Below are 20,908 nucleotides of genomic sequence, written 5' to 3' on the forward strand. Positions count from 1 at the left end.
GACACGCACCGGCCGACGGCTGACCCACCGCAGAGAGATCCGTCCACTGCACGAAGGGGAAGCCATGACAGCGACGACCGACGGAAGCACCGGGGCACTGCCGCCCCGCGCCCCCTCGGCCAGCGACACCGACCACGACACCCCGCAGGCGGCCGGGGTCCAGGACGCCGCCGCGCGCGCCGTACGGCGCTCCACCGACTTCCTCCTCTCCCGGCAGGACGACCAGGGCTGGTGGAAGGGCGACCTGGAGACCAACGTCACCATGGACGCCGAGGACCTGCTGCTCCGCCAGTTCCTCGGCATCCGCGACGAGAAGACCACCCGGGCCGCCGCCCTGTTCATCAGAGGCGAGCAGCGCCCGGACGGCACCTGGGCCACCTTCTACGGCGGACCGCCCGACCTCTCCGCCACCGTCGAGGCGTACGTCGCGCTGCGACTGGCCGGCGACGAACCCGACGCCCCGCACATGGCGCGGGCCTCGGCCTGGGTCCGGGAGCGGGGCGGAATCGCCGCCGCCCGGGTCTTCACCCGTATCTGGCTGGCGCTGTTCGGCTGGTGGAAGTGGGACGACCTGCCGGAGATGCCACCCGAGATCATCTGGTTCCCCAAGTGGATGCCGCTCAACATCTACGACTTCGGCTGCTGGGCCCGGCAGACGATCGTGCCGCTGACGGTGGTCTCGGCGAAGCGTCCGGTGCGGCCCGCGCCGTTCCCGCTGGACGAGCTGCACACCGACCCGGGCCGGCCGAACCCACCCAGACCCCGTGATCCGCTGGGCAGTTGGGAAGGCGCCTTCCAGCGGATCGACAGGCTTCTGCACGGCTACCACAAGGTGGCGCTGAAGCGATTGCGCAAGGCCGCGATGAACAGCGCGGCCCGCTGGATCGTCGAGCGGCAGGAGAACGACGGCTGCTGGGGCGGCATCCAGCCGCCGGCCGTGTACTCGCTGATCGCGCTGCACCTCCTCGGCTACGACCTCCAGCACCCCGTGATGCGCGCGGGGTTGGAGTCCCTCGACCGGTTCGCCGTGTGGCGCGAGGACGGGGCCCGGATGATCGAGGCCTGCCAGTCGCCGGTGTGGGACACCTGCCTCGCCACCATCGCGCTCTCCGACGCGGGCCTGCCCGCCGACCACCCCCAACTCGTCAGGGCCGCCGACTGGATGCTCGGCGAAGAGATCGTCCGGCCCGGTGACTGGGCGGTGAAGCGACCCCAACTCCTGCCGGGCGGCTGGGCCTTCGAGTTCCACAACGACAACTACCCCGACATCGACGACACCGCCGAAGTCGTCCTCGCGCTGCGCCGGGTGGCGCACCCCGACCCGGAGCGCGTGGAGAAGGCCGTCCGGCGGGGGGTGCGCTGGACCGTCGGCATGCAGTCGAGGAACGGCGCGTGGGGCGCCTTCGACGTCGACAACACCAGCCCCTTCCCCAACCGGCTGCCGTTCTGCGACTTCGGCGAGGTCATCGACCCGCCGTCCGCCGACGTCACGGCCCATGTGGTGGAGATGCTCGCGGTCGAAGGTCTGTCCCACGACCCGCGCACCCGGCGCGCCATCGAGTGGCTGCTCGCCGAACAGGAGTCGAACGGCGCGTGGTTCGGGCGCTGGGGCGTCAACTACGTGTACGGCACGGGCTCGGTGGTCCCCGCGCTGGTGACCGCCGGACTGCCCGCCTCCCACCCCGCGATCCGCCGGGCCGTGGCCTGGCTGGAGACCGTGCAGAACGACGACGGGGGCTGGGGAGAGGACCTGCGTTCCTACCCGGACCCCGCCGAGTGGGGCGGCAAGGGCGCCTCCACCGCCTCCCAGACCGCGTGGGCGCTGCTGGCGCTGCTGGCGGCGGGGGAGCGGGACGCCAAGTCCACCGAACGCGGTGTCGAGTGGCTGGCCCGGACCCAGCGGGAGGACGGCTCCTGGGACGAGCCGTACTTCACCGGCACCGGCTTTCCCTGGGACTTCTCCATCAACTACCACCTCTACCGGCAGGTCTTCCCGCTCACCGCGCTCGGCCGGTACGTCCACGGCGAACCGACCGTCCTGAAACCTCAGGGGCGCTGATGAACACGCCCGCCGCCCCGGCCCCGCTGCTGATCGCCTGCGCGCTCGGCATCGAGCAGCTCGCCCTGCGCAGCGGCGACCGGGGCGGCGCCGGGGGCCCGGTCACCGTCGTGCGCACCGGCATGGGTCCGAGAGCCGCCGAGCGGTCCGTCACCCGGCTGCTCGCGGGCCCGGAGCTGCGCGACGCGGCGGTCCTGGCCACCGGGTTCTGCGCCGGGCTCGCCCCGGGCACGCACCCCGGCGACCTCGTCGTCGCCGAGGAGACCCGGGGCCCCGACGGCGCCGTCACGCCCTGCGTGGGCACCGAACTGCTGGTCAAGGAGCTGGCGAGGGCCGTACCCGGGCGCACGATCCACACCGGGCCGCTCACCGGATCCGACCACGTCGTACGGGGACAGGAGCGGTCGGACCTGTTCGCGACCGGCGCGATCGCCGTCGACATGGAATCCGCGGTCACGCTCCACCACGCCGTGAGAGCGGGCGCACGCCCCGTTGCGGCCGTCCGGGTGATCGTGGACGCTCCAGAACATGAACTGGTCCGGATCGGCACGGTACGCGGTGGAATATCAGCCTTCCGCGTCCTTCGTGCCGTCCTTCCCGCTTACTACGAATGGCACCGTTCCCTGCTGCTCCCCCGGAGGTGAGCCAGATGGCCATGCCGCTCCGCCAGTCCATCAAGGTGGCGACGTATCTCGCCGAACAGAAGCTCCGCAAGCGCGACAAGTTCCCACTGATCGTCGAGCTGGAGCCGCTCTACGCCTGCAATCTGAAGTGCGAGGGCTGCGGCAAGATCCAGCATCCGGCGGGCGTGCTGAAGCAGCGCATGCCGGTGGCGCAGGCGGTGGGAGCCGTCCTGGAGTCCGGCGCGCCGATGGTGTCCATCGCCGGCGGCGAGCCCCTGATGCACCCGCAGATCGACGAGATCGTGCGGCAGTTGGTGGCGAGGAGGAAGTACGTCTTCCTGTGCACCAACGCCATGCTGCTGCGCAAGAAGATGGACAAGTTCAAGCCCTCGCCTTACTTCGCCTTCGCCGTGCACATCGACGGGCTGCGGGAGCGGCACGACGAGTCGGTGGCGAAGGAGGGCGTGTTCGACGAGGCCGTGGCCGCCATCAAGGAGGCCAAGCGGCGCGGCTTCCGGGTGACCACCAACTCCACCTTCTTCAACACCGACACCCCGCAGACCGTCATCGAGGTCCTCAACTTCCTCAACGACGACCTGAAGGTCGACGAGATGATGATCTCGCCCGCCTACGCCTACGAGAAGGCGCCCGACCAGGAGCACTTCCTCGGCGTCGAGCAGACCCGCGAGCTGTTCAAGAAGGCCTTCTCCGGCGGCAACCGCCGGCGCTGGCGTCTCAACCACTCACCCCTGTTCCTCGACTTCCTGGAGGGCAGGGTCGACTTCCCGTGCACGGCCTGGGCGATCCCCAACTACTCGCTCTTCGGCTGGCAGCGGCCCTGCTACCTGATGAGCGACGGGTACGTCACCACGTACCGGGAGCTGATCGAGGACACCGACTGGGACGCGTACGGCCGGGGCAAGGACCCGCGCTGCGCCAACTGCATGGCGCACTGCGGCTACGAGCCGACGGCCGTCCTCGCCACCATGGGATCGCTCAAGGAGTCCCTGCGCGCTCTGCGCGAGACCGTCTCCTCGAACCACGCGAACCAGGGGTGATGGGATGACCGCCGTGTCGCTTGGCGTCCCCGAGCTGCCCGCCCGACCGATCGCGGAACGCCGCCCTTCGCGGCGGATCCAGGTCGGGCCGGTGGCCGTGGGGGGCGGGGCCCCGGTGTCGGTGCAGTCGATGACGACGACCCGTACGTCGGACGTCGGCGCCACCCTGCAGCAGATCGCGGAACTCACCGCGTCCGGCTGCCAGATCGTCCGGGTCGCCTGTCCCACGCAGGACGACGCGGACGCCCTCGCCACCATCGCCGGCAAGTCGCAGATCCCCGTGATCGCGGACATCCACTTCCAGCCCAAGTACGTGTTCGCGGCGATCGAGGCCGGCTGCGCGGCGGTACGGGTGAATCCCGGCAACATCAAGCAGTTCGACGACAAGATCAAGGAGATCGCGCGGGCGGCGAAGGACCACGACACCCCCATCCGGATCGGGGTCAACGCCGGCTCGCTCGACCGGCGGCTGCTGCAGAAGTACGGGAAGGCGACGCCCGAGGCGCTGGTGGAGTCCGCGCTGTGGGAGGCGTCGCTGTTCGAGGAGCACGACTTCCGGGACATCAAGATCTCGGTCAAGCACAACGACCCCGTCGTGATGATCGAGGCGTACCGCCAGCTCGCCGCCCAGTGCGACTACCCGCTGCACCTGGGCGTCACCGAGGCCGGTCCGGCGTTCCAGGGCACGATCAAGTCCGCCGTCGCCTTCGGGGCCCTGCTCAGCGAGGGGATCGGCGACACGATCCGGGTCTCGCTGAGCGCCCCGCCGGTCGAGGAGATCAAGGTCGGCATCCAGATCCTCGAGTCGCTGAACCTGCGGCAGCGGCGGCTGGAGATCGTCTCGTGCCCGTCGTGCGGGCGGGCGCAGGTCGATGTGTACCGGCTGGCGGACGAGGTGTCCGCCGGGCTGGAAGGCATGGAGGTCCCGTTGCGGGTCGCGGTCATGGGCTGCGTCGTCAACGGACCCGGGGAGGCGCGGGAGGCGGACCTGGGGGTCGCGTCCGGCAACGGGAAGGGGCAGATCTTCGTGAAGGGCGAGGTCATCAGGACCGTGCCCGAGTCGAAGATCGTGGAGACCCTCATCGACGAGGCGATGAAGATCGCCGAGCAAATGGAGAAGGACGGCGTCGCGTCGGGCGAACCGGCGGTCACCGTGAGTTGACGACACGGGCTGAAGAGCACGGAGCGAGAGGGGGCCCGACGTGACGATTCTGGAGAACATCCGGCAACCGCGCGACCTGAAGGCGCTGACCGAGGCGGAACTCGGTGAACTGGCGGCAGAGATCCGGGAGTTCCTGGTGCACGCGGTCGCCAGGACCGGTGGTCACCTGGGGCCCAACCTGGGGGTGGTGGAACTGTCCATCGCGCTCCACCGGGTCTTCGACTCACCCGTGGACCGCATCGTCTGGGACACCGGTCACCAGAGCTATGTGCACAAGCTGCTGACGGGACGTCAGGACTTCTCCAAGCTGCGCGGCAAGGGCGGCCTGTCCGGCTATCCCTCGCGCGAGGAGTCCGAGCACGACATCGTCGAGAACAGCCACGCCTCCACGGCCCTCGGCTGGGCGGACGGCCTCGCCAAGGCGCGCCAGGTGCGGGGGGAGCAGGGCCATGTGGTCGCGGTCATCGGCGACGGCGCGCTGACCGGCGGTATGGCCTGGGAGGCGCTCAACAACATCGCCGCAGCCAAGGACCGGCCGCTGATCATCGTCGTCAACGACAACGAACGCTCCTACTCGCCGACCATCGGTGGCCTCGCCAACCACCTCGCGACCCTGCGCACCACCGACGGCTACGAGCAGTTCCTCGCCTGGGGCAAGGAGGTCCTGCTGCGCACCCCGGTCGTCGGCAAGGAGGTCTACGAGGCGCTGCACGGCGCGAAGAAGGGCTTCAAGGACGCCTTCGCCCCGCAGGGCATGTTCGAGGACCTGGGCCTGAAGTACGTCGGACCGATCGACGGGCACGACACCAAGGCGGTCGAGTCGGCGCTGCGCCGCGCCAAGCGCTTCCACGGGCCCGTCCTGGTGCACTGCCTGACGCAGAAGGGCCGCGGCTACGAGCCCGCGCTCGCCAACGAGGAGGACCACTTCCACACCGTCGGCGTGATGGACCCGCTGACCTGCGAGCCGCTCACGCCCGCCGGGGGACCGTCCTGGACGTCGGTCTTCGGCGACGAGATCGTGCGGATCGGGGACGAGCGCGAGGACGTCGTGGCGATCACGGCGGCCATGCTGCACCCGGTCGGCCTCGGCAGGTTCGCGGAGAAGTTCCCCGACCGGGTGTGGGACGTCGGCATCGCCGAGCAGCACGCCGCGGTCTCCGCCGCCGGGCTGGCGACGGGCGGGCTCCATCCGGTCGTGGCGGTCTACGCGACCTTCCTCAACCGGGCCTTCGACCAACTGCTGATGGACGTGGCTTTGCACCGGTGCGGGGTCACCTTCGTCCTGGACCGGGCGGGGGTGACCGGCGTCGACGGCGCGTCGCACAACGGCATGTGGGACATGTCCGTCCTCCAGGTCGTGCCGGGGCTGCGGATCGCCGCGCCCCGCGACGCCGAGCAACTGCGCGCACAGTTGCGGGAGGCGGTGGCCGTGGACGACGCTCCCACCCTGATCCGGTTCCCGAAGGAGTCGGTCGGGCCGGAGATCCCGTCCTTGGAACGGGTGGGCGGCATGGACGTGCTGTACCGCTCCCCGTCCGGTGGGACCGCGGCCTCCCCGGACCGACCGCAGGTGCTGCTCGTCGCCGTGGGCGTGATGGCGTCGGTGTGTCTCCAGACCGCCGAGCTGCTGCGGACACGGGGCATCGGCTGCACCGTCCTCGACCCGCGCTGGGTCAAGCCGGTCGATCCGGCGCTGCCGTGGCTCGCGGACGAACACCGGCTGGTGGCCGTCGTGGAGGACAACAGCCGGGCCGCCGGCGTCGGTTCGGCGGTCGCGCTCGCCCTGGGGGACGCCGAGGTCGACGTACCCGTACGGCGGTTCGGCATCCCGGAGCAGTTCCTCGCGCACGCCAAACGCGCGGAGGTGCTGGCGGACATAGGACTGACGCCGGTCGAGATCGCGGGGCGGATCAGCGCCTCGCTGGCCGCCCGGGACGACCTCGCCGCGCACGTCCCGTCGAAGGCCGCCCCCGCCGAGGAGGAACCGGAATGACCACCCTGGAACCAGCGCCGGGAACCGAGGAGTTCGACCTCGGCGGACTCCTCGCCGAGCGCGGCGCCGAGCGCTACGAACTCCACGCCCGGTACCTCAACCACCAACTCCCGCGCATGCTGCACACCATCGGGTTCGACAAGGTCTACGAGCGTGCCGAGGGCGCGTACTTCTGGGACACCGACGGTGCCGACCACCTCGACATGCTCGCCGGGTTCGGGGTGATGGGGCTCGGCCGCCACCACCCCGTGGTCCGCAAAGCCCTGCACGACGTGCTCGACGCGGGGCTCGCCGACCTGACCCGCTTCGACTGCCCGCCGCTGCCCGGCCTGCTCGCCGAGCGACTGCTCGCCCACAGCCCGCACCTGGACCGGGTGTTCTTCGGCAACAGCGGCACGGAGGCCGTCGAGACCGCGCTGAAGTTCGCCCGCTACGCCACCGGCAGACCCCGCGTCCTCTACTGCGACCACGCCTTCCACGGGCTCACCACCGGCTCGCTCTCCGTCAACGGCGAGGACGGCTTCCGGGACGGCTTCGCACCGCTGCTGCCCGACACGGCCGTACCGCTCGGCGATCTGGACGCGCTGGAAAGGGAGTTGCGGAAGGGCGACGTCGCCGCCCTCGTCGTCGAGCCCATCCAGGGCAAGGGCGTGCACGAGGCGCCGCCCGGCTATCTGCGCGCCGCCCAGGAACTGCTGCACCGGCACAAGGGGCTGCTGATCGTCGACGAGGTCCAGACCGGGCTCGGCCGCACCGGGGACTTCTACGCCTACCAGCACGAGGACGGCGTCGAACCGGACCTGGTCTGTGTGGCCAAGGCGCTCTCCGGCGGTTATGTCCCCGTCGGCGCGACCCTCGGCAAGGACTGGATCTTCAAGAAGGTCTACTCGTCGATGGACCGGGTCCTCGTCCACTCCGCGAGCTTCGGCTCCAACGCCCAGGCCATGGCCGCCGGGCTCGCCGTCCTCTCCGTCATGGAGAACGAGCAGATCGTGGCCCATGCCCGGGCGACGGGCGAGCTGCTGAAGAGCAGGCTCACGGCTCTGGTCGACAAGTACGAACTCCTCAGTGACGTGCGCGGCCGCGGCCTGATGATCGGCATCGAGTTCGGCAGGCCCAGGTCGCTCAAGCTCCGCAGCCGTTGGACCATGCTCCAGGCGGCCCGCAAGGGGCTCTTCGCCCAGATGGTCGTCGTACCGCTGCTGCGACGCCACCGCATCCTCACGCAGGTCTCGGGCGACCACCTGGAGGTGATCAAGCTGATCCCGCCGCTGATCATCGGGGAACGGGAGGTGGACCGGTTCGTCGCTGCCTTCACGGAGGTGATGGACGACGCGCACAGCGGGGGCGGACTGATGTGGGACTTCGGCAGGACACTGGTGAAGCAGGCGGTTGCCAACCGCTAGCCGGGGCGGTGTCGCTGCACTTCCGTGGCGCGGTCCGCAGAGCTCTGCCTCTGAGGCAGGCCTGTGGGTGGGCTTTGCCTCTGAGGCAAGAAATTTGCCGCAGAGGCAAAGCTGCGGCTGAATGGAGGGCATGAGCCCCTCCGAGGGTACGCACCCTCCCGAGCCGCCGGTCGACACGGAACTGCCCGTCGTCGCCCCGCAGTTGCGGGGCCTGCGCCGCCGGGCCGCCCTCACCCTGGAGGCCGCCGCCCGCGCCGCCGGGCTGTCACCCGCCCACCTCTCCCGGCTGGAGACCGGACAGCGCCAGCCCTCGCTGCCGATGCTGCTCGCGCTGGCCCGCGTCTACGGTACGACCGTCTCCGAACTGCTCGGCGAGACCGTCGCCGAACGGGACGCCGTGCTGCGGGCGTCCGACATGGAGCCCACCCGGGCCGGTGGCTGGACGTACTGGCAGGCGGGCGCGTCCGGGCGCGGGATGCAGGCGCTGCGCGTCCATGTGCCGCACGGCTCGCAGGGCGACATCGTGCGGGTCCATCCCGGCGAGGAGTGGCTGTACGTCCTCAAGGGGCGGCTGCGGCTGCGACTCGGGGACACCGCGCATCTGCTGGAGCCGGGGGACAGCGCGCACTTCGACTCGCTGACCCCGCACCGCATCGCCGCCGCCGACCACGACGGCGCCGACCTCCTGTTCGTCCACACCCTTCTGCAGAGCCCGACCGCCGCGCTGTGCCTCGGGCCGACCCCGTCCGGAGAGACGCCATGACCGACCTGGAAGAGAAGTTCCCCCGCGCCCTGTGGGTGCGGCTCATCATCTACATCGCGGTCGGCCATGTCTTCGCGGCGTTCATCTATCTGCTGTTCGAGGTGGGCGCCAACCAGTGACGCCCCGGCCGGGCCGGGCGTCGTGACGCCGCGGAGATACATCAGAAGGGCCCTAGTCCAGCAGGCGCTCGCGCAGGCGCTCCCGGGTGGCCGGGGTGAGCTTCAGGCCCTGCTCCAGGTAGGTGTCCACGTCCCCCCAGGTCTCCTCGACGGTGTCGAAGGCCGCCTGGAGATACTCGGCGCGGGCGTCGAAGAGCGGACTCAGCAGTTCCATGACCTCCGGGGTGTACGCGCTCGCCGCGCTGCTGCTGCGGTGCACCTTGTAGCGGCGGTGCTTGGCGTTCGACTCCAGGTAGTCCGCGACTATGGCCTCGCGCTCCACACCCAGGGCGAGCAGCGTGATGGCGACGGAGAGGCCCGCGCGGTCCTTGCCCGCAGCGCAGTGCATCAGCGCGGGCACGCTGTCCTCGGCCAGTGCGTGCAGTACCCGGGAGTGCTCGGCCGTGCGGTCCTTGATGATCCGCCGGTAGGAGGCGATCATCCGGCCCGCCGCCTTGCCGTCGTCCAGCAGCTCCCGCAGCTGGTCCAGATCGCCGTCGCGGACCAACTTCCAGAACTCGGCACCGTCCGCCGGGTCGCTCAGCGGCAGGTTCACATTGAGGACGCCGGGCAGCTCGACGTCCGGGCCCTCCAGCTTCTGGTCGGCCGCGTTACGGAAGTCGAAGACCGTGTGCAGGCCCAGGGAGGCCAGGAACGCGGCGTCCTCCTCGCTCGCGTGCGCCAGGTGGCCGCTGCGGAACAGCACCCCGTGACGCACCCGACGGCCGTCCACGGTCGGCAGACCGCCCACATCGCGGAAATTGCGCACGCCGGTCAGCTCGGGTTCGGTCGACGGGATCTGCTGCGTCACTGGGGCTCCCTCCCATACGGCCGTCCGCGTCGAGCGCCGACGGGCGCGCACTCGACATCGAGGCGCGCTCTCGACGATACGACATGGGTGCGTACGCCAATGAGTTGTCCACAGCCGGGTGCGGGAGCCCGGACGGGTTGTCCACAGGCTGCTCCGCCGACGGATCGGCGGTTGTCCACAGGCGCCGTCGGGCGCCCGCGGCGACCTGCCATGATGTTGCAGCCCGATCGCACCTGTTCGAATCTGTGGGGGCTTGATGTTGGAAATCGGAGCGGACGGCCGGACCTGGCTTCTCACCGGGCCCAGGAGCAGCTATGCCCTGCGGCTCACCGAGAACGACGAGCTGCTGCACCTGCACTGGGGTCCCCGGATCGCCCTCGCCGACGCCGAGGAGCTGGCCGCACGGCAGCGGCTGCCGTACTGGCCGTTCGAGGCCCCGGTCGACGGACACGAGGAGTACCCCGTCGAGGGCGGGCCCCGCTTCACCCGCCCCGCGCTCTCCGTGCGCACGGACGAGCGGCGCGGCACCGAGTGGACCTTCCGGGCGTACGAGGCCGACGGCGACGAGCTGCGGCTGCGGTTCGCCGACGGCGGACTGGGGATCACCCTGCACTACCGGATGCGCGACGACGTGGTCGAGCGCTGGGTGACCCTCCTCAACGAGGGACCTGCGGTGGAGCTGCTGCGCGCCGACTCGGCGACCTGGACGCTGCCGCGGCGCGAGGAGGAGACCTGGCGCCTCTCTCAGCTGCACGGGCGGTGGGCGGCCGAGTCCCGGCTCGTGCGCGCCGACCTCACCTACGGCGAGAAGGTCATCGGCAGCCGTCGCGGACACACCGGGCACCAGCACCTGCCCTGGGTCGCCCTCGACACGGACGCCACCGAGGAGCGCGGCGAGGTCTACGGCTGCGCCCTGGGCTGGTCGGGTTCCTGGCGGATCGCGGTGGCCCAACTCCCGGACGCGCGCGTACAGATCACCGGGGGCGCCGGCTACGACGAGTCCGGACTGCTGAGGCTGGAGACGGGTGGGACGTTCACCACGCCTGTCTTCGCCGGCCTGTGGAGCGATGGTGGCCTCGGCGGGGCGAGCCGCGCCTGGCACGCGTACCAGAGGGCGTACGTCATCCCGGACGCGGACCAGGACCGGCCGGTGCTCTTCAACTCCTGGGAGGCCACCGAGTTCGACATCTCCGAGGAGCAGCAGGGGGCCCTCGCGCGGCGGGCGGCGGCCATCGGGGTCGAGCTGTTCGTGGTGGACGACGGCTGGTTCGGGGCGCGGACCAGCGACCGGGCCGGCCTCGGCGACTGGACGCCCAACCCGGACCGTTTCCCGAAGGGGCTCGGGCCGCTCGCCGACTATGTGCACGCCCTGGGGATGCAGTTCGGCATCTGGGTCGAGCCGGAAATGGTCAATCCGGACAGTGAGCTGTACCGGGCGCACCCCGAATGGGCACAGTTTCAAACGGGGCGGAAGCGGACGGAACTGCGCAATCAGCTCGTGCTCAATCTCGCGCGCGAGGATGTCCAGGAATACCTCTGGCAGCGGCTCGACACCCTCCTGTCCAGCGCCCCGATCGATTATGTGAAGTGGGACTTCAACCGCTGCTTCACCGACGCCGGCTGGCCCGGTGAGCCCTATCCGCAGAAGCTGTGGGTCGAGCACGTGCACGCCTTCTACGCCCTGCTGGACCGGCTGCGGGCCGCGCACCCCGGGGTCGCGTTCGAGTCGTGCTCGGGTGGTGGCGGCCGAGTGGACCTCGGGGTCATGGCGCGGACGGACCAGGTGTGGACCTCCGACAACACCGACCCGCTCGACCGGCTCGCCATCCAACACGGCTTCAGTCAGATCCATCCGGCCCGGAGCATGGCGGCGTGGGTCACCGACAGCCCGAACAACCAGCTCAACGGGCGGGTCAGCTCGCTGCGGTTCCGGTTCGTCAGTGCCATGGCCGGCGTGCTCGGCGTGGGCGGCGACCTCACCGAGTGGAGCGAGGAGGAGCTTGCCGAGGCCCGGGAGTGGGTGGAGCTGTACAAGGAGATCCGGCCGGTCGTGCAGCGCGGCGACCTGTACCGGCTGCGGCCGCCGACGGGAGGGCTGAGCGCCGTGCAGTACGTCCACGGTGACGAGGTCGTCGTCCTCGCCTGGCTCCAGGCCCAGCACTACGGAGAGCCGCTCGCCCCGCTCCGGCTGCGCGGGCTGGATCCGACGGAGTCGTATGAGTGCCGCGAAACGGGCGAAACGTACCGAGGTGCCGTGCTGGCGCATCACGGATTGCCGACGCGGCTACGTGGCGACTTCGATGCGGCAATTATCCGTCTGCGACGCACTTGAGTGATCTGTCCGAAATGAAGCAATAATTCCAACAAGCCCTGGAATAAAGCCTACTGGGCCGTAGGGGCGTGAGCAGCGTCATATTCGTGACGTTCCGTTGCCGTCATGTCCACGTAATTCGCGCTGATTTCCAGGGAGGTTGGAATACGCGCTAGACCAGTCTTTTACGGAGCGTGATGGTGAATTGAGGTAAGGATCAGGGTGCAAGACGCACAGGAAGTCCCAATGGTTGTCTCTGTGGGCACAAGTCGCTTACGTTCGGCGTCAATCCGGACGGACGCCCAATCCTGCCGCCGACCGGAGCCGCGTACCGACCCGATCCACGGCAGGAGCGGGGGACCCACAGGAACCACCGCCTGTTCCGGTCTCCGGAACGGCTAGGGGTAAAGCCGTGCACCAGCACGGCCGGACATCTCCAGTCCGCACCCGACAGCTCACCTCGCAGGCGCCGGAGAGGAATTCGCCATGCCCGCGAAGGGTAAGCACCGCCGTCCGAAGTCCCAGCGCTTCACCCGCTCGATAGCCGCCGCCGGGACCGGTGGCGCGGCGCTCGCGCTGCCGCTGATCGGAGCCGCCGGCGCCCACGCCGCGACCCCGAGCGCCACCGTTTCCGGTGTCTCCGAGAAGGCGACCACGATCGCCGCCGAGAAGGCGGCGGCCGAGGCGGGCGCCCGGATCGAGCAGGCCGAGAAGGCCGCTCAGGCGGAGAAGACCGCCGGCAAGAAGGCGGCTCCCAAGACCTACTCGGTCAAGGTCGGCGACTACCTCGCGAAGATCGCGGACGAGCAGGACGTCGAGGGTGGCTGGAAGCGGCTGTACTCGGACAACCGTGCGGCGATCGGCTCCGACCCCTCGCTCATCCACCCGGGGCTGAAGCTGTCCATCGGTGAGAGGGCCGCGTCGAGCGAGACGTCGCGCTCCTCGTCCAAGCCGCAGCTGTCGCAGTCCTCGAAGCCCGCCGAGTCTTCCACGCCGTCCCAGCCCTCGAAGCCCTCCGGTTCCGCGAAGCAGGAGTCGAAGGACACCCAGGCGTCTACCTCCACGGCGAGCGGCCAGTCCTCGTCGTCCAACGCCTCCGGCTTCAGCCGGCCCATCCTGAGCGGGACCGTCGGTACCGCGTACAAGACCGCCGGCAGCATGTGGTCCAGCGGTTACCACACGGGCGTCGACTTCGTGGCCCCGACCGGGACCAGCCTCAAGGCCGTGGGCGCGGGCACCGTCGTCTCGGCCGGCTGGGGCGGCGCGTACGGCAACCAGGTCGTCGTCAAGCTCGCCGACGGCTACTACGCCCAGTACGCGCACCTGTCCTCGATCTCCGTCTCCGCCGGTCAGTCCGTGAGCGGCGGCCAGCAGATAGGCCTCTCGGGCGCGACCGGCAACGTCACCGGACCGCACCTCCACTTCGAGATCCGCACCAGCCCCAACTACGGCGCGGACATCGACCCGCTGGCGTACCTCCGCTCGAAGGGCGTCGGCATCTGATCCACGCCGCCGCACCCGTCGAAGGCCGGACCCCACCATGACCGGGGGTCCGGCCTTCGACGTTTTCCGGAAAGCAGGCGGGCGGACCAGGGCCAGGACCAGGACCAGGACAGGGCCAGGACCGGCACCGGGGATTGGGCGGGTGTGGGTGGGGGCGGGCCGTGGTGACTTCGTGATCACCGCGTTGCGGTCGTGTGGCATGGCTGATCGACGTCTCGACAGACGTGCGGGCGCGAGGCCACAGTGATCCCTGCAAGCGCTTTCTGCACCATGGACCCCTACGGCCCTACTGCCCCTACTGCGCCTACCGCCCCTTCTGCACAAGGAGCGCCGGCGCGTGCCGCACGTCACCGAGAACAAGGAGCGTCGTATGACCACCCGTAGAGCGTTCGGAGCGCTCGCCGCCGGTGCCGCCCTCGCGGCCGTCGCCCCGGCGGGAACCGCGTCCGCCCGTACGCCCCGGCGGCGCGGCCGGCTGATCGCCGCCGACGACTTTCGGCACGGACTCGGGCAGTGGGCCGCGGAGTTGGAGCGGGGCGGGACGGTCACGGCCTCGCGCGGTGTGCTGGAGGTCGACGTACCGGCCGGGGCCACGCTCTGGTTCAGGCGCGAGCTGGCAGGGCCGTACGTCATCGCGTACACGGCCACACCGGTATCGGCGGGCGGGGTCAACGACCGGGTGTCCGATCTGAACAACTTCTGGAACGCCGTCGACGTGCGCTCGCCCGATGACCTCTTCGCCACCCCGCGAGGGGGCGCGCTCGCCGAGTACGACCATCTGAAGACGTACTACGTCGGGTACGGGGCCAACACCAACACGACGACGCGCATGCGGCGCTACGTGGGTGAGGCGGGGGTGCGGCCGTTGCTCTACGACTACACCGAGCCGCTGCTCGTCGCGAACGAGCCGCATCGCGTGCGGATCGTCTCGGACGGGTCGAAGGTCCAGTGGTGGAACAACGACCGGCTCGTGTTCGACCACCGTGATCCCGAGCCGTACACGCGGGGGCACTTCGCCTTCCGGACCACCTGGAGCCACTTCCGCATCGAGGACTTCCGGGTGTGGAGGCTCCACTGACGGGGCCTGGCTATTCCGGATTGACCAACACTTGACACGTGGTCTATCTCACCGTCCGTCAAGCCCTTATTACGGTCGCGTAGGTCACACGCGAAGGTGAATCATGGCCCGATGTGACAGACGATTCGAATGGCAGCAGAGCAATGATCGGGTCGTACGTGGCGCTGGGGGACAGCTTCACCGAGGGCGTCGGCGACCCGGGGCCCGACGGGCGGTTCGTCGGCTGGGCCGACCGGTTCGCGGTGCTCCTCGCGGACCGGTTGCCCGAGGGCGACTTCGACTACACCAACCTGGCCGTGCGGGGGAAGCTCCTCGACCAGATCGTGGAGGACCAGGTGCCGAGGGCGCTGGAGCTCGCCCCCGATCTGATCTCCTTCTGCGCGGGCGGCAACGACATCATCAGGCCGGGCACCGACCCCGACGAGGTCGCGGAGCGGTTCGAGCGGGCGGTGGTGAGACTCACCTCGGCCGTCGGCACGGTCATGGTGACGACCGGGTTCGACACCCGTGACGTGCCGGTGCTGAAGCATCTGAGGGGCAAGATCGCGACGTACAACCTGCATGTGCGGGCCATCGCCGACCGTTACGGGTGCCCCGTGCTGGACCTGTGGTCGCTGAAGACGGTGCAGGACCGGCGTGCCTGGGACCTGGACCGGCTGCATCTCTCCCCGGAGGGGCACACACGGGTCGCCCTGCGGGCCGGGCAGGTGCTGGGGGTCGAGGTCCCTGCGGATCCCGATCAGCCCTGGCCGCCGTTGCCGCCGCGCGGGACGCTGGAGATGCGGCGGGACAACATCCAGTGGGCGCGGGAGTACCTGGTGCCGTGGATCGGCCGACGGCTGCGGGGGGAGTCCTCCGGGGACCACGTGTCGGCGAAGGGCCATCTGTCGCCGGACGACATCAGGCTGCGGATCGAGACCGTGGCCTGAGGGTCGAGACCGTGGCCTGCGGTTCGAGACCGTGGCCTGAGGTTCGAGAAAGGGCGCCTTCTCGCCGTGGGAAGGCCGCTTCGTGGGCGGCGTTCCGTATGTCGTGGTTGCTCGCGCAGTTCCCCGCGCCCCTTTCGGGGCGCGGGTGTTCGCCGTTTTCAGCGAGTTGCCGTCGTCAATGACGCGGGGTCCAGGCCCAGTTCGTGGGCGAGAGCCCGGTCGGCCCACTCCTGTGCCCGGGTGCGGGAGACGGCTCCGTCGTAGGCCGTCATCTGTACCGCCAGGCCGTCCAGGAGGGCGGTGAGGCGCAGGGCGGACGCCGCCGGATCCGGGCAGCGGAACTCGTCGGCGGCCACACCGGCCTCGATGACCTCGGTGAGGGCCGCCTTCCACTGGCGGTCCAGGTCACGGGTGACCTCGCGCAGGGCAGGGTCGCGCAGGGACGCGGCCCAGCCCTCGATCCACAGGCGCCAGCCCTTGGCCTGACCGGTGGGGGCATACCAGCGCACGGCCGCCCTCAGGCGGCGCAGGGCCGTGGTGCGGCGGCCCAGGAGTTTGCGGAGATGGGCCAGGTCGTCCTCGGCGGCGTGGCGGAAGGCCTCGGCCACCAGGCGTTCCTTGGTGGAGAAGTGATAGAGGACCAGGGCGTTGCTCACCCCGAGGACAGCGGCCACGTCGGCGATCCGCACCGCCGCGACGCCCCGCTCCTCGATCTGTTCGATGGCGGCCCGGAGCAGCTCCGCACGCCGCTCGGCCACGCTCAACCGCACCCTGCCCACACGGCAACCCTACCCAGGCCCCCGCGCGGCGCCGCAGGCTTCGAGCCACCCCGGCGCGGGCCGGGACGTCAGCGGTGCCAGCCGAAGCGGTCCGTGATCGTCGGCAGGCGGTCGGCGGCGATGGCGTGGGCGGCGGCGCGGGGCGTGGCGCCCTCGGTCTCGGCCCGGGTGAGCATCAGGTCGACGAGGGCGCGCATGGAGCGGCGGATGTGGGTGAACGCCTCGTCGGCGGTGGGGCCGATGTCACCGAACAGGGTCCACCACCACCAGGCGTTCGTACCGGAGTTGACCACCACGTCGGGCAGCACGGTGACGCCGCGGGAGGTGAGTGCTTCCTCGGCTGCCGGGAGAACGGGCATGTTGGCCGCCTCGACGATCAACCGGGCGGTGACGAGGTGGTGGTTGGTGGTGTCGATCGCGTAGGAGACGGCCGCGGGCACGAGCACCTCGGCCTCGGTGGCCGCCCAGGCGTCGGCGGAGGTCTCGTGGTCGGCGGGCCGGAGCGCGGCGCGGTCGATCGTGCCGTGCGGGTCGCGCGCGGCGAGGAGGGCCTCCACGTCCAGGCCGGCGGGATTGGTGAGGGTGCCCTTGACGTCGGCGACGGCGACCACCGTGAGGCCTGCGCGGGCGAGGAAGCGGGCGGTGGCGCCGCCCATGGTGCCCAGGCCCTGCACCGCGACCCGGGTCCCGGCGTACGGCGTACCGGTCCGGTCCAGGGCGGTGAGCACGGACTCGGCGACACCGCAGCCGCCGACCAGTTCGTCCAGGCCGATGCCGTCCATCTGGACGGCGAAGGCGTCCGCGAGGCGCCGTCGGGCCGATCCCTCGTCGTCCAGGAGGGGGTACACCGCCTGGATCGTCGACACCAGGCCCGCCTCGCCGGCCGCGCGGTCCACCAGCTCCTGGGAGAGCCCGAGGTCCTCGCCGGTGGTCCAGAAGCTCTCGATGTACGGGCGCATCGCGCGCAGGTAGCGCACCAGGATGCCGTAGGCCTCCGGGTCCCGGGGGTCGCAGTCGATGCCGCCCTTGGCGCCACCGAGCGGGATGTACCGGGCGTCGGGGGCGTAGTGCAGGGCCTCCTTCATGGTCATGCCGCGCGCGAGTCCGGCGACCTCGTCCAGCGTGCAACCGGGGCGCATCCGCAGGCCGCCGCTGCAGACCCCGCGCACCAGCCGGTCCACTACGAGAAAGCCCCGTCGGCCCGTGACGTGGTCGGTCCAGGTGAGCGACATGAAAGGGGTGGTGGTCATGGGGCTCCCCGGGAACAAAAATATCTACTGAATAGTTGGTCAGTATTGCATCGTGCGGGGACAGTCGGACCCGGCGCGGTCGGAGGGGCGGACCATAATGGGATGCCTGAGCGAATCCACCTGGAGGTGCCGTGTCCGGTTCCGGATCCCGTTCTCTGAGCTCGGCGCTGCGCGCAGCGCGGCCCGCCGCCTTCGGCGCGGATCCGAGCGGTGCCCGATTGGAGCGGATCCGCAGATCCCCGCATTTCGCGAACGGGGTCTTCGTGAACCCCGAGGGCGCGCAGGTCCGCCCCTCCGGGGGTGCCGCCGTGGAGATGGCGAAGAGCTACTTCCGCAAGGACGAGAGGGCGCGGCGGGCCCCGGCGGGGCTGATCCCGGTGCACTCCACGACCCTCGCCGACCTGGCCAGGCCCCCGGCGAGCGGGCTGCGCACCACCTGGATGGGACATTCCAGCGTGCTCGCGGAGATCGACGGCCACCGGGTGCTCTTCGACCCGGTCTGGGGCGAGCGCTGCTCCCCCTTCGCCTTCGCCGGGCCCAAGCGGCTGCACCCCGTGCCGGTGCCGCTCGCCGCGCTCGGCCCGGTCGACGTCGTGGTCATCTCGCACGACCACTACGACCACCTCGACATGCCCTCGATCAGGGAACTGGCGGGCACGGACACGCTCTTCGCCGTGCCCCTCGGCGTAGGCGCCCATCTGGAGCACTGGGGGGTCTCCGCGGACCGGATCCGCGAGCTGGACTGGCACGAGGCCACGAAGGTCGGCGGCCTCACCCTGACCGCGACGCCCGCCCGGCACTTCTGCGGCCGGGGCCTGCGCAACACCCAGCACACGCTCTGGGCCTCCTGGGTCGTCGCCGGTGACGAGCACCGGATCTACCACAGCGGCGACACCGGGTACTTCGGGGGCTTCGAGGACATCGGCGCGGCGCACGGCCCGTTCGACCTCACCATGATCCAGGTGGGCGCTTATTCGGAGTACTGGCCAGACATCCACATGACACCCGACGAGGGGTTGCAGACCCACCTCGACCTGCAGGGCGGCGAGCCCGGCGGGGTGATGATGCCGATCCACTGGGCGACGTTCAACCTGGCGATGCACGCCTGGGCCGAGCCGGGCGAGCGCATGATGTGGGCCACCCACAGCGCGGGGGTCACGATGGCCGCGCCGCGGCCGGGGGAGCCGTTCGAGCCGAAGAACACGCCGCCGGTGGATCCGTGGTGGCGCGCGGTCTCCCAGCGGCCGGTCGGCGGCTGGGCCGCCTGGCCCCCGGTGGGGGAGCGGCTGGACCTGGTGGCGGAGGGCTGAGAATCCGGTCGGGAATTCTCCCGACAGGGTGATTTTTCGACGGACGTCGAGGGCCGGGGAGCACAGGCTCCCCGGCCCTCGACGTCTTTTGCCGACCTATTTTGATCGGCTCTGATCGAAATTCGGGCGCAAAAAGAATCCGGCAGGAACAAGCGTCCGAAGAATTATCGGACTTTCGCACGAAGCCTCATACCAGAGCGGGACGCATTACGGCTGTCTTTGTCAACTGCGCACCGCACATGTCGCGTTGGCGACTACTGTGAGTTGCCGTCGGACGACGCTGTGGCGAATTCTTCGACTCTCGCGACCGACACGCGATGGCGCACGCCCGAGTCGCCCGGACGCCGCACCCCCCACACCCAGACGGACCAGTACGAGGACGCTGATGTCTCACCTTCGCGCACCGGCCGCCCGCGCAGACCGCCGTGAGGGCGGGCGGCACGGGCGATCGGCCACCCGCGCCGCCGTCCCCTCGTTGCCCGAGATCCACATACGGCCACAGCTGGTGCGCCTCGCGGTGCTGCCCCCCACCGCGGTCGCCCTCAGCGCCTGCGCCGCCGTCCTGTTCACCTTCCGGGCCGGCGGAGCCCGGCCCAGCCTGACCCTGTGGGCGGTCCTCGCCGGAGCCGCCACCGTGGCGCTCGCCGGCATCGCCATCGGCGCCGTGGCCGCCGGGCGCACCGCCAGGTCCGTCCGCGAACGGCTGGGCAGCCTGCGCCAGGCCAGCAGCAAGCGCGAGGACGACCTGCGCTCCCTGGTCGACGCACTCCGGCGCGGCGACCAGCCGCCCGCGCGCGGCCCCCGCATCAGAACCGCCGCGGGCGCCGACGACTTCGAGCCGCTCGCCGCCGACCTCGCCCGCGCCCACGACAGCGCCGTCACCGCCGTCGTCCAGGCCTCCCAGCTCTCCAGCCACGTCGGCAGCGAACAGAAGCTCGAAGTCTTCGTGAACCTGGCCCGCCGACTCCAGTCCCTCGTCCAGCGCGAGATCTCCATCCTCGACGACCTGGAGAACGAGATCGAGGACCCGGACCTGCTCAAGGGCCTCTTCCACGTCGACCACCTCGCCACCCGCATCCGCCGCCACGCCGAGAACCTCGCCGTCCTCGGCGGCGCCGTCTCCCGCCGCCAGTGGAGCAACCCCGTCTCCATGACCGAGGTGCTGCGCTCCGCGATCGCCGAGGTCGAGCAGTACTCCCGGGTCAAGCTGGTGCCCCCGGTCGACGGCACCCTGCGCGGGCACGCCGTCGCCGACGTCATCCACCTCCTCGCCGAACTCGTCGAGAACGCCACGGTTTTCTCCGCTCCGCACACCCAGGTCCTGCTCCGCGCCAACCTCGTCACCTCCGGCCTCGCCGTCGAGGTCGAGGACCGCGGCCTCGGCATGCCCGTCACCGAGCAGAACAAGATGAACGCCCTGCTCGCCGACCCCGACCAGGTCAACGTCGCCAGCCTCCTCCAGGACGGCCGCATCGGGCTCTTCGTCGTCTCCCAGCTGGCCCGCCGCCACGGCATCCAGGTCCGTCTGCAGAGCAACATCTACGGCGGTGTCCAAGCCGCGTTCGTCGTCCCGCAGGGCCTCCTCGGCGGCGAACCGGGTGACCTGCCGCAGATCCACGCCGTCCCCGAGCAGAGCAGCGGCACGCGCCGGCCCGCAGGGCCCCACCCCGCACCGGGCGCGCCGCCCCAGCGGGCGTCCGCACCCGGCCCCACCG

The 20,908-nt window shown here is 70.6% G+C and carries 17 protein-coding genes and 1 riboswitch; of the genes, 14 read left to right on the forward strand and 3 right to left on the reverse strand.

What is annotated here, in order from left to right; translation table 11 throughout:
- Window positions 1-64 precede the first annotated feature (64 nt).
- From shc to P1P70_RS05605, 8 genes are all read left to right on the forward strand, one after another.
- Complete coding sequence (gene shc / locus P1P70_RS05570; protein WP_319235054.1) at window positions 65-2,059, forward strand: squalene--hopene cyclase; 1,995 nt, start codon at window positions 65-67, stop codon at window positions 2,057-2,059.
- Window positions 2,059-2,703: a 1-hydroxy-2-methyl-2-butenyl 4-diphosphate reductase gene (locus tag P1P70_RS05575; protein ID WP_319235056.1), complete on the forward strand. Its 645-nt coding sequence runs from the start codon at window positions 2,059-2,061 to the stop codon at window positions 2,701-2,703. The genes shc and P1P70_RS05575 overlap by 1 nt, the downstream gene beginning before the upstream one ends.
- A gap of 5 nt (window positions 2,704-2,708) precedes the next feature.
- A complete protein-coding gene (gene hpnH / locus P1P70_RS05580; protein WP_319235057.1) occupies window positions 2,709-3,740 on the forward strand; it encodes an adenosyl-hopene transferase HpnH in 1,032 nt (343 codons plus the stop codon).
- A gap of 4 nt (window positions 3,741-3,744) precedes the next feature.
- On the forward strand, window positions 3,745-4,902 hold the full coding sequence (gene ispG / locus P1P70_RS05585; RefSeq protein ID WP_319235059.1) for a flavodoxin-dependent (E)-4-hydroxy-3-methylbut-2-enyl-diphosphate synthase: 1,158 nt from the start codon (window positions 3,745-3,747) through the stop codon (window positions 4,900-4,902).
- Window positions 4,903-4,942: 40 nt separating this feature from the next.
- Entirely contained in the window at window positions 4,943-6,895 is a 1,953-nt protein-coding gene (gene dxs, locus P1P70_RS05590) for a 1-deoxy-D-xylulose-5-phosphate synthase (protein WP_319235060.1), read from the forward strand.
- Window positions 6,892-8,301, forward strand: coding sequence for an aspartate aminotransferase family protein (locus P1P70_RS05595; protein ID WP_319235062.1), 1,410 nt, complete (start codon window positions 6,892-6,894; stop codon window positions 8,299-8,301). Before dxs ends, P1P70_RS05595 begins: the two co-directional genes overlap by 4 nt.
- Window positions 8,302-8,431: 130 nt before the next feature.
- Entirely contained in the window at window positions 8,432-9,064 is a 633-nt protein-coding gene (locus P1P70_RS05600; RefSeq protein ID WP_319235063.1) for an XRE family transcriptional regulator, read from the forward strand.
- Entirely contained in the window at window positions 9,061-9,183 is a 123-nt protein-coding gene (locus tag P1P70_RS05605; protein WP_033529568.1) for a DUF6126 family protein, read from the forward strand. Before P1P70_RS05600 ends, P1P70_RS05605 begins: the two co-directional genes overlap by 4 nt.
- Window positions 9,184-9,235: 52 nt before the next feature.
- On the opposite strand, the gene P1P70_RS05610 is transcribed toward P1P70_RS05605, so the two are convergent.
- Window positions 9,236-10,033: a tyrosine-protein phosphatase gene (locus tag P1P70_RS05610; protein ID WP_319235064.1), complete on the reverse strand. Its 798-nt coding sequence runs from the start codon at window positions 10,031-10,033 to the stop codon at window positions 9,236-9,238.
- 256 nt (window positions 10,034-10,289) lie between these two features.
- Between P1P70_RS05610 and P1P70_RS05615 the strand changes: the two genes are divergently transcribed.
- The 4 genes from P1P70_RS05615 to P1P70_RS05630 all read left to right on the forward strand — a co-directional run bounded on the left by P1P70_RS05615 (window position 10,290) and on the right by P1P70_RS05630 (window position 15,854).
- Window positions 10,290-12,365 carry an alpha-galactosidase gene (locus P1P70_RS05615; RefSeq protein WP_319235065.1) on the forward strand — a complete coding sequence of 692 codons (2,076 nt, stop codon included), beginning with the start codon at window positions 10,290-10,292 and terminating at the stop codon, window positions 12,363-12,365.
- 302 nt (window positions 12,366-12,667) lie between these two features.
- Window positions 12,668-12,826: riboswitch (cyclic di-AMP (ydaO/yuaA leader) on the forward strand.
- A gap of 4 nt (window positions 12,827-12,830) precedes the next feature.
- Window positions 12,831-13,847: a M23 family metallopeptidase gene (locus P1P70_RS05620; protein WP_319235067.1), complete on the forward strand. Its 1,017-nt coding sequence runs from the start codon at window positions 12,831-12,833 to the stop codon at window positions 13,845-13,847.
- 370 nt (window positions 13,848-14,217) lie between these two features.
- On the forward strand, window positions 14,218-14,925 hold the full coding sequence (locus P1P70_RS05625; protein ID WP_319235068.1) for a DUF6250 domain-containing protein: 708 nt from the start codon (window positions 14,218-14,220) through the stop codon (window positions 14,923-14,925).
- Window positions 14,926-15,068: 143 nt separating this feature from the next.
- On the forward strand, window positions 15,069-15,854 hold the full coding sequence (locus P1P70_RS05630) for an SGNH/GDSL hydrolase family protein (RefSeq protein ID WP_319235079.1): 786 nt from the start codon (window positions 15,069-15,071) through the stop codon (window positions 15,852-15,854).
- Window positions 15,855-16,012: 158 nt separating this feature from the next.
- On the opposite strand, the gene P1P70_RS05635 is transcribed toward P1P70_RS05630, so the two are convergent.
- Together P1P70_RS05635 and P1P70_RS05640 are read right to left on the reverse strand one after the other, a co-directional pair.
- Entirely contained in the window at window positions 16,013-16,612 is a 600-nt protein-coding gene (locus tag P1P70_RS05635; RefSeq protein WP_319235070.1) for a TetR/AcrR family transcriptional regulator, read from the reverse strand.
- An 89-nt stretch (window positions 16,613-16,701) separates the two neighbouring features.
- Window positions 16,702-17,883 (reverse strand): Glu/Leu/Phe/Val dehydrogenase dimerization domain-containing protein, encoded by a 1,182-nt coding sequence (locus P1P70_RS05640; protein ID WP_319235072.1) that lies wholly within the window; start codon window positions 17,881-17,883, stop codon window positions 16,702-16,704.
- Window positions 17,884-18,014: 131 nt separating this feature from the next.
- Here P1P70_RS05640 and P1P70_RS05645 point away from each other — a divergent pair, with 131 nt between their 5' ends.
- Entirely contained in the window at window positions 18,015-19,193 is a 1,179-nt protein-coding gene (locus tag P1P70_RS05645; protein ID WP_319235073.1) for an MBL fold metallo-hydrolase, read from the forward strand.
- A 385-nt stretch (window positions 19,194-19,578) separates the two neighbouring features.
- On the forward strand, window positions 19,579-20,908 hold a 1,330-nt coding region (locus tag P1P70_RS05650; protein WP_319235074.1), incomplete at its 3' end, for a sensor histidine kinase.

Origin of the sequence: Streptomyces sp. MB09-02B (genome assembly GCF_033794485.1) — a bacterium.
Classification (GTDB): Bacteria; Actinomycetota; Actinomycetes; order Streptomycetales; family Streptomycetaceae; genus Streptomyces.

Coding starts and splice junctions, on each gene's coding strand:
- P1P70_RS05605 (WP_033529568.1), top strand. CDS start 9,061: ATGACCGACCTGGAAGAGAAGTTCCCCCGCGCCCTGTGGGTGCGGCTC.
- hpnH (WP_319235057.1), top strand. CDS start 2,709: ATGGCCATGCCGCTCCGCCAGTCCATCAAGGTGGCGACGTATCTCGCC.
- P1P70_RS05595 (WP_319235062.1), top strand. CDS start 6,892: ATGACCACCCTGGAACCAGCGCCGGGAACCGAGGAGTTCGACCTCGGC.
- P1P70_RS05575 (WP_319235056.1), top strand. CDS start 2,059: ATGAACACGCCCGCCGCCCCGGCCCCGCTGCTGATCGCCTGCGCGCTC.
- shc (WP_319235054.1), top strand. CDS start 65: ATGACAGCGACGACCGACGGAAGCACCGGGGCACTGCCGCCCCGCGCC.
- P1P70_RS05615 (WP_319235065.1), top strand. CDS start 10,290: ATGTTGGAAATCGGAGCGGACGGCCGGACCTGGCTTCTCACCGGGCCC.
- P1P70_RS05630 (WP_319235079.1), top strand. CDS start 15,069: ATGATCGGGTCGTACGTGGCGCTGGGGGACAGCTTCACCGAGGGCGTC.
- P1P70_RS05640 (WP_319235072.1), bottom strand. CDS start 17,883: ATGACCACCACCCCTTTCATGTCGCTCACCTGGACCGACCACGTCACG.
- ispG (WP_319235059.1), top strand. CDS start 3,745: ATGACCGCCGTGTCGCTTGGCGTCCCCGAGCTGCCCGCCCGACCGATC.
- P1P70_RS05600 (WP_319235063.1), top strand. CDS start 8,432: ATGAGCCCCTCCGAGGGTACGCACCCTCCCGAGCCGCCGGTCGACACG.
- P1P70_RS05620 (WP_319235067.1), top strand. CDS start 12,831: ATGCCCGCGAAGGGTAAGCACCGCCGTCCGAAGTCCCAGCGCTTCACC.
- P1P70_RS05625 (WP_319235068.1), top strand. CDS start 14,218: ATGACCACCCGTAGAGCGTTCGGAGCGCTCGCCGCCGGTGCCGCCCTC.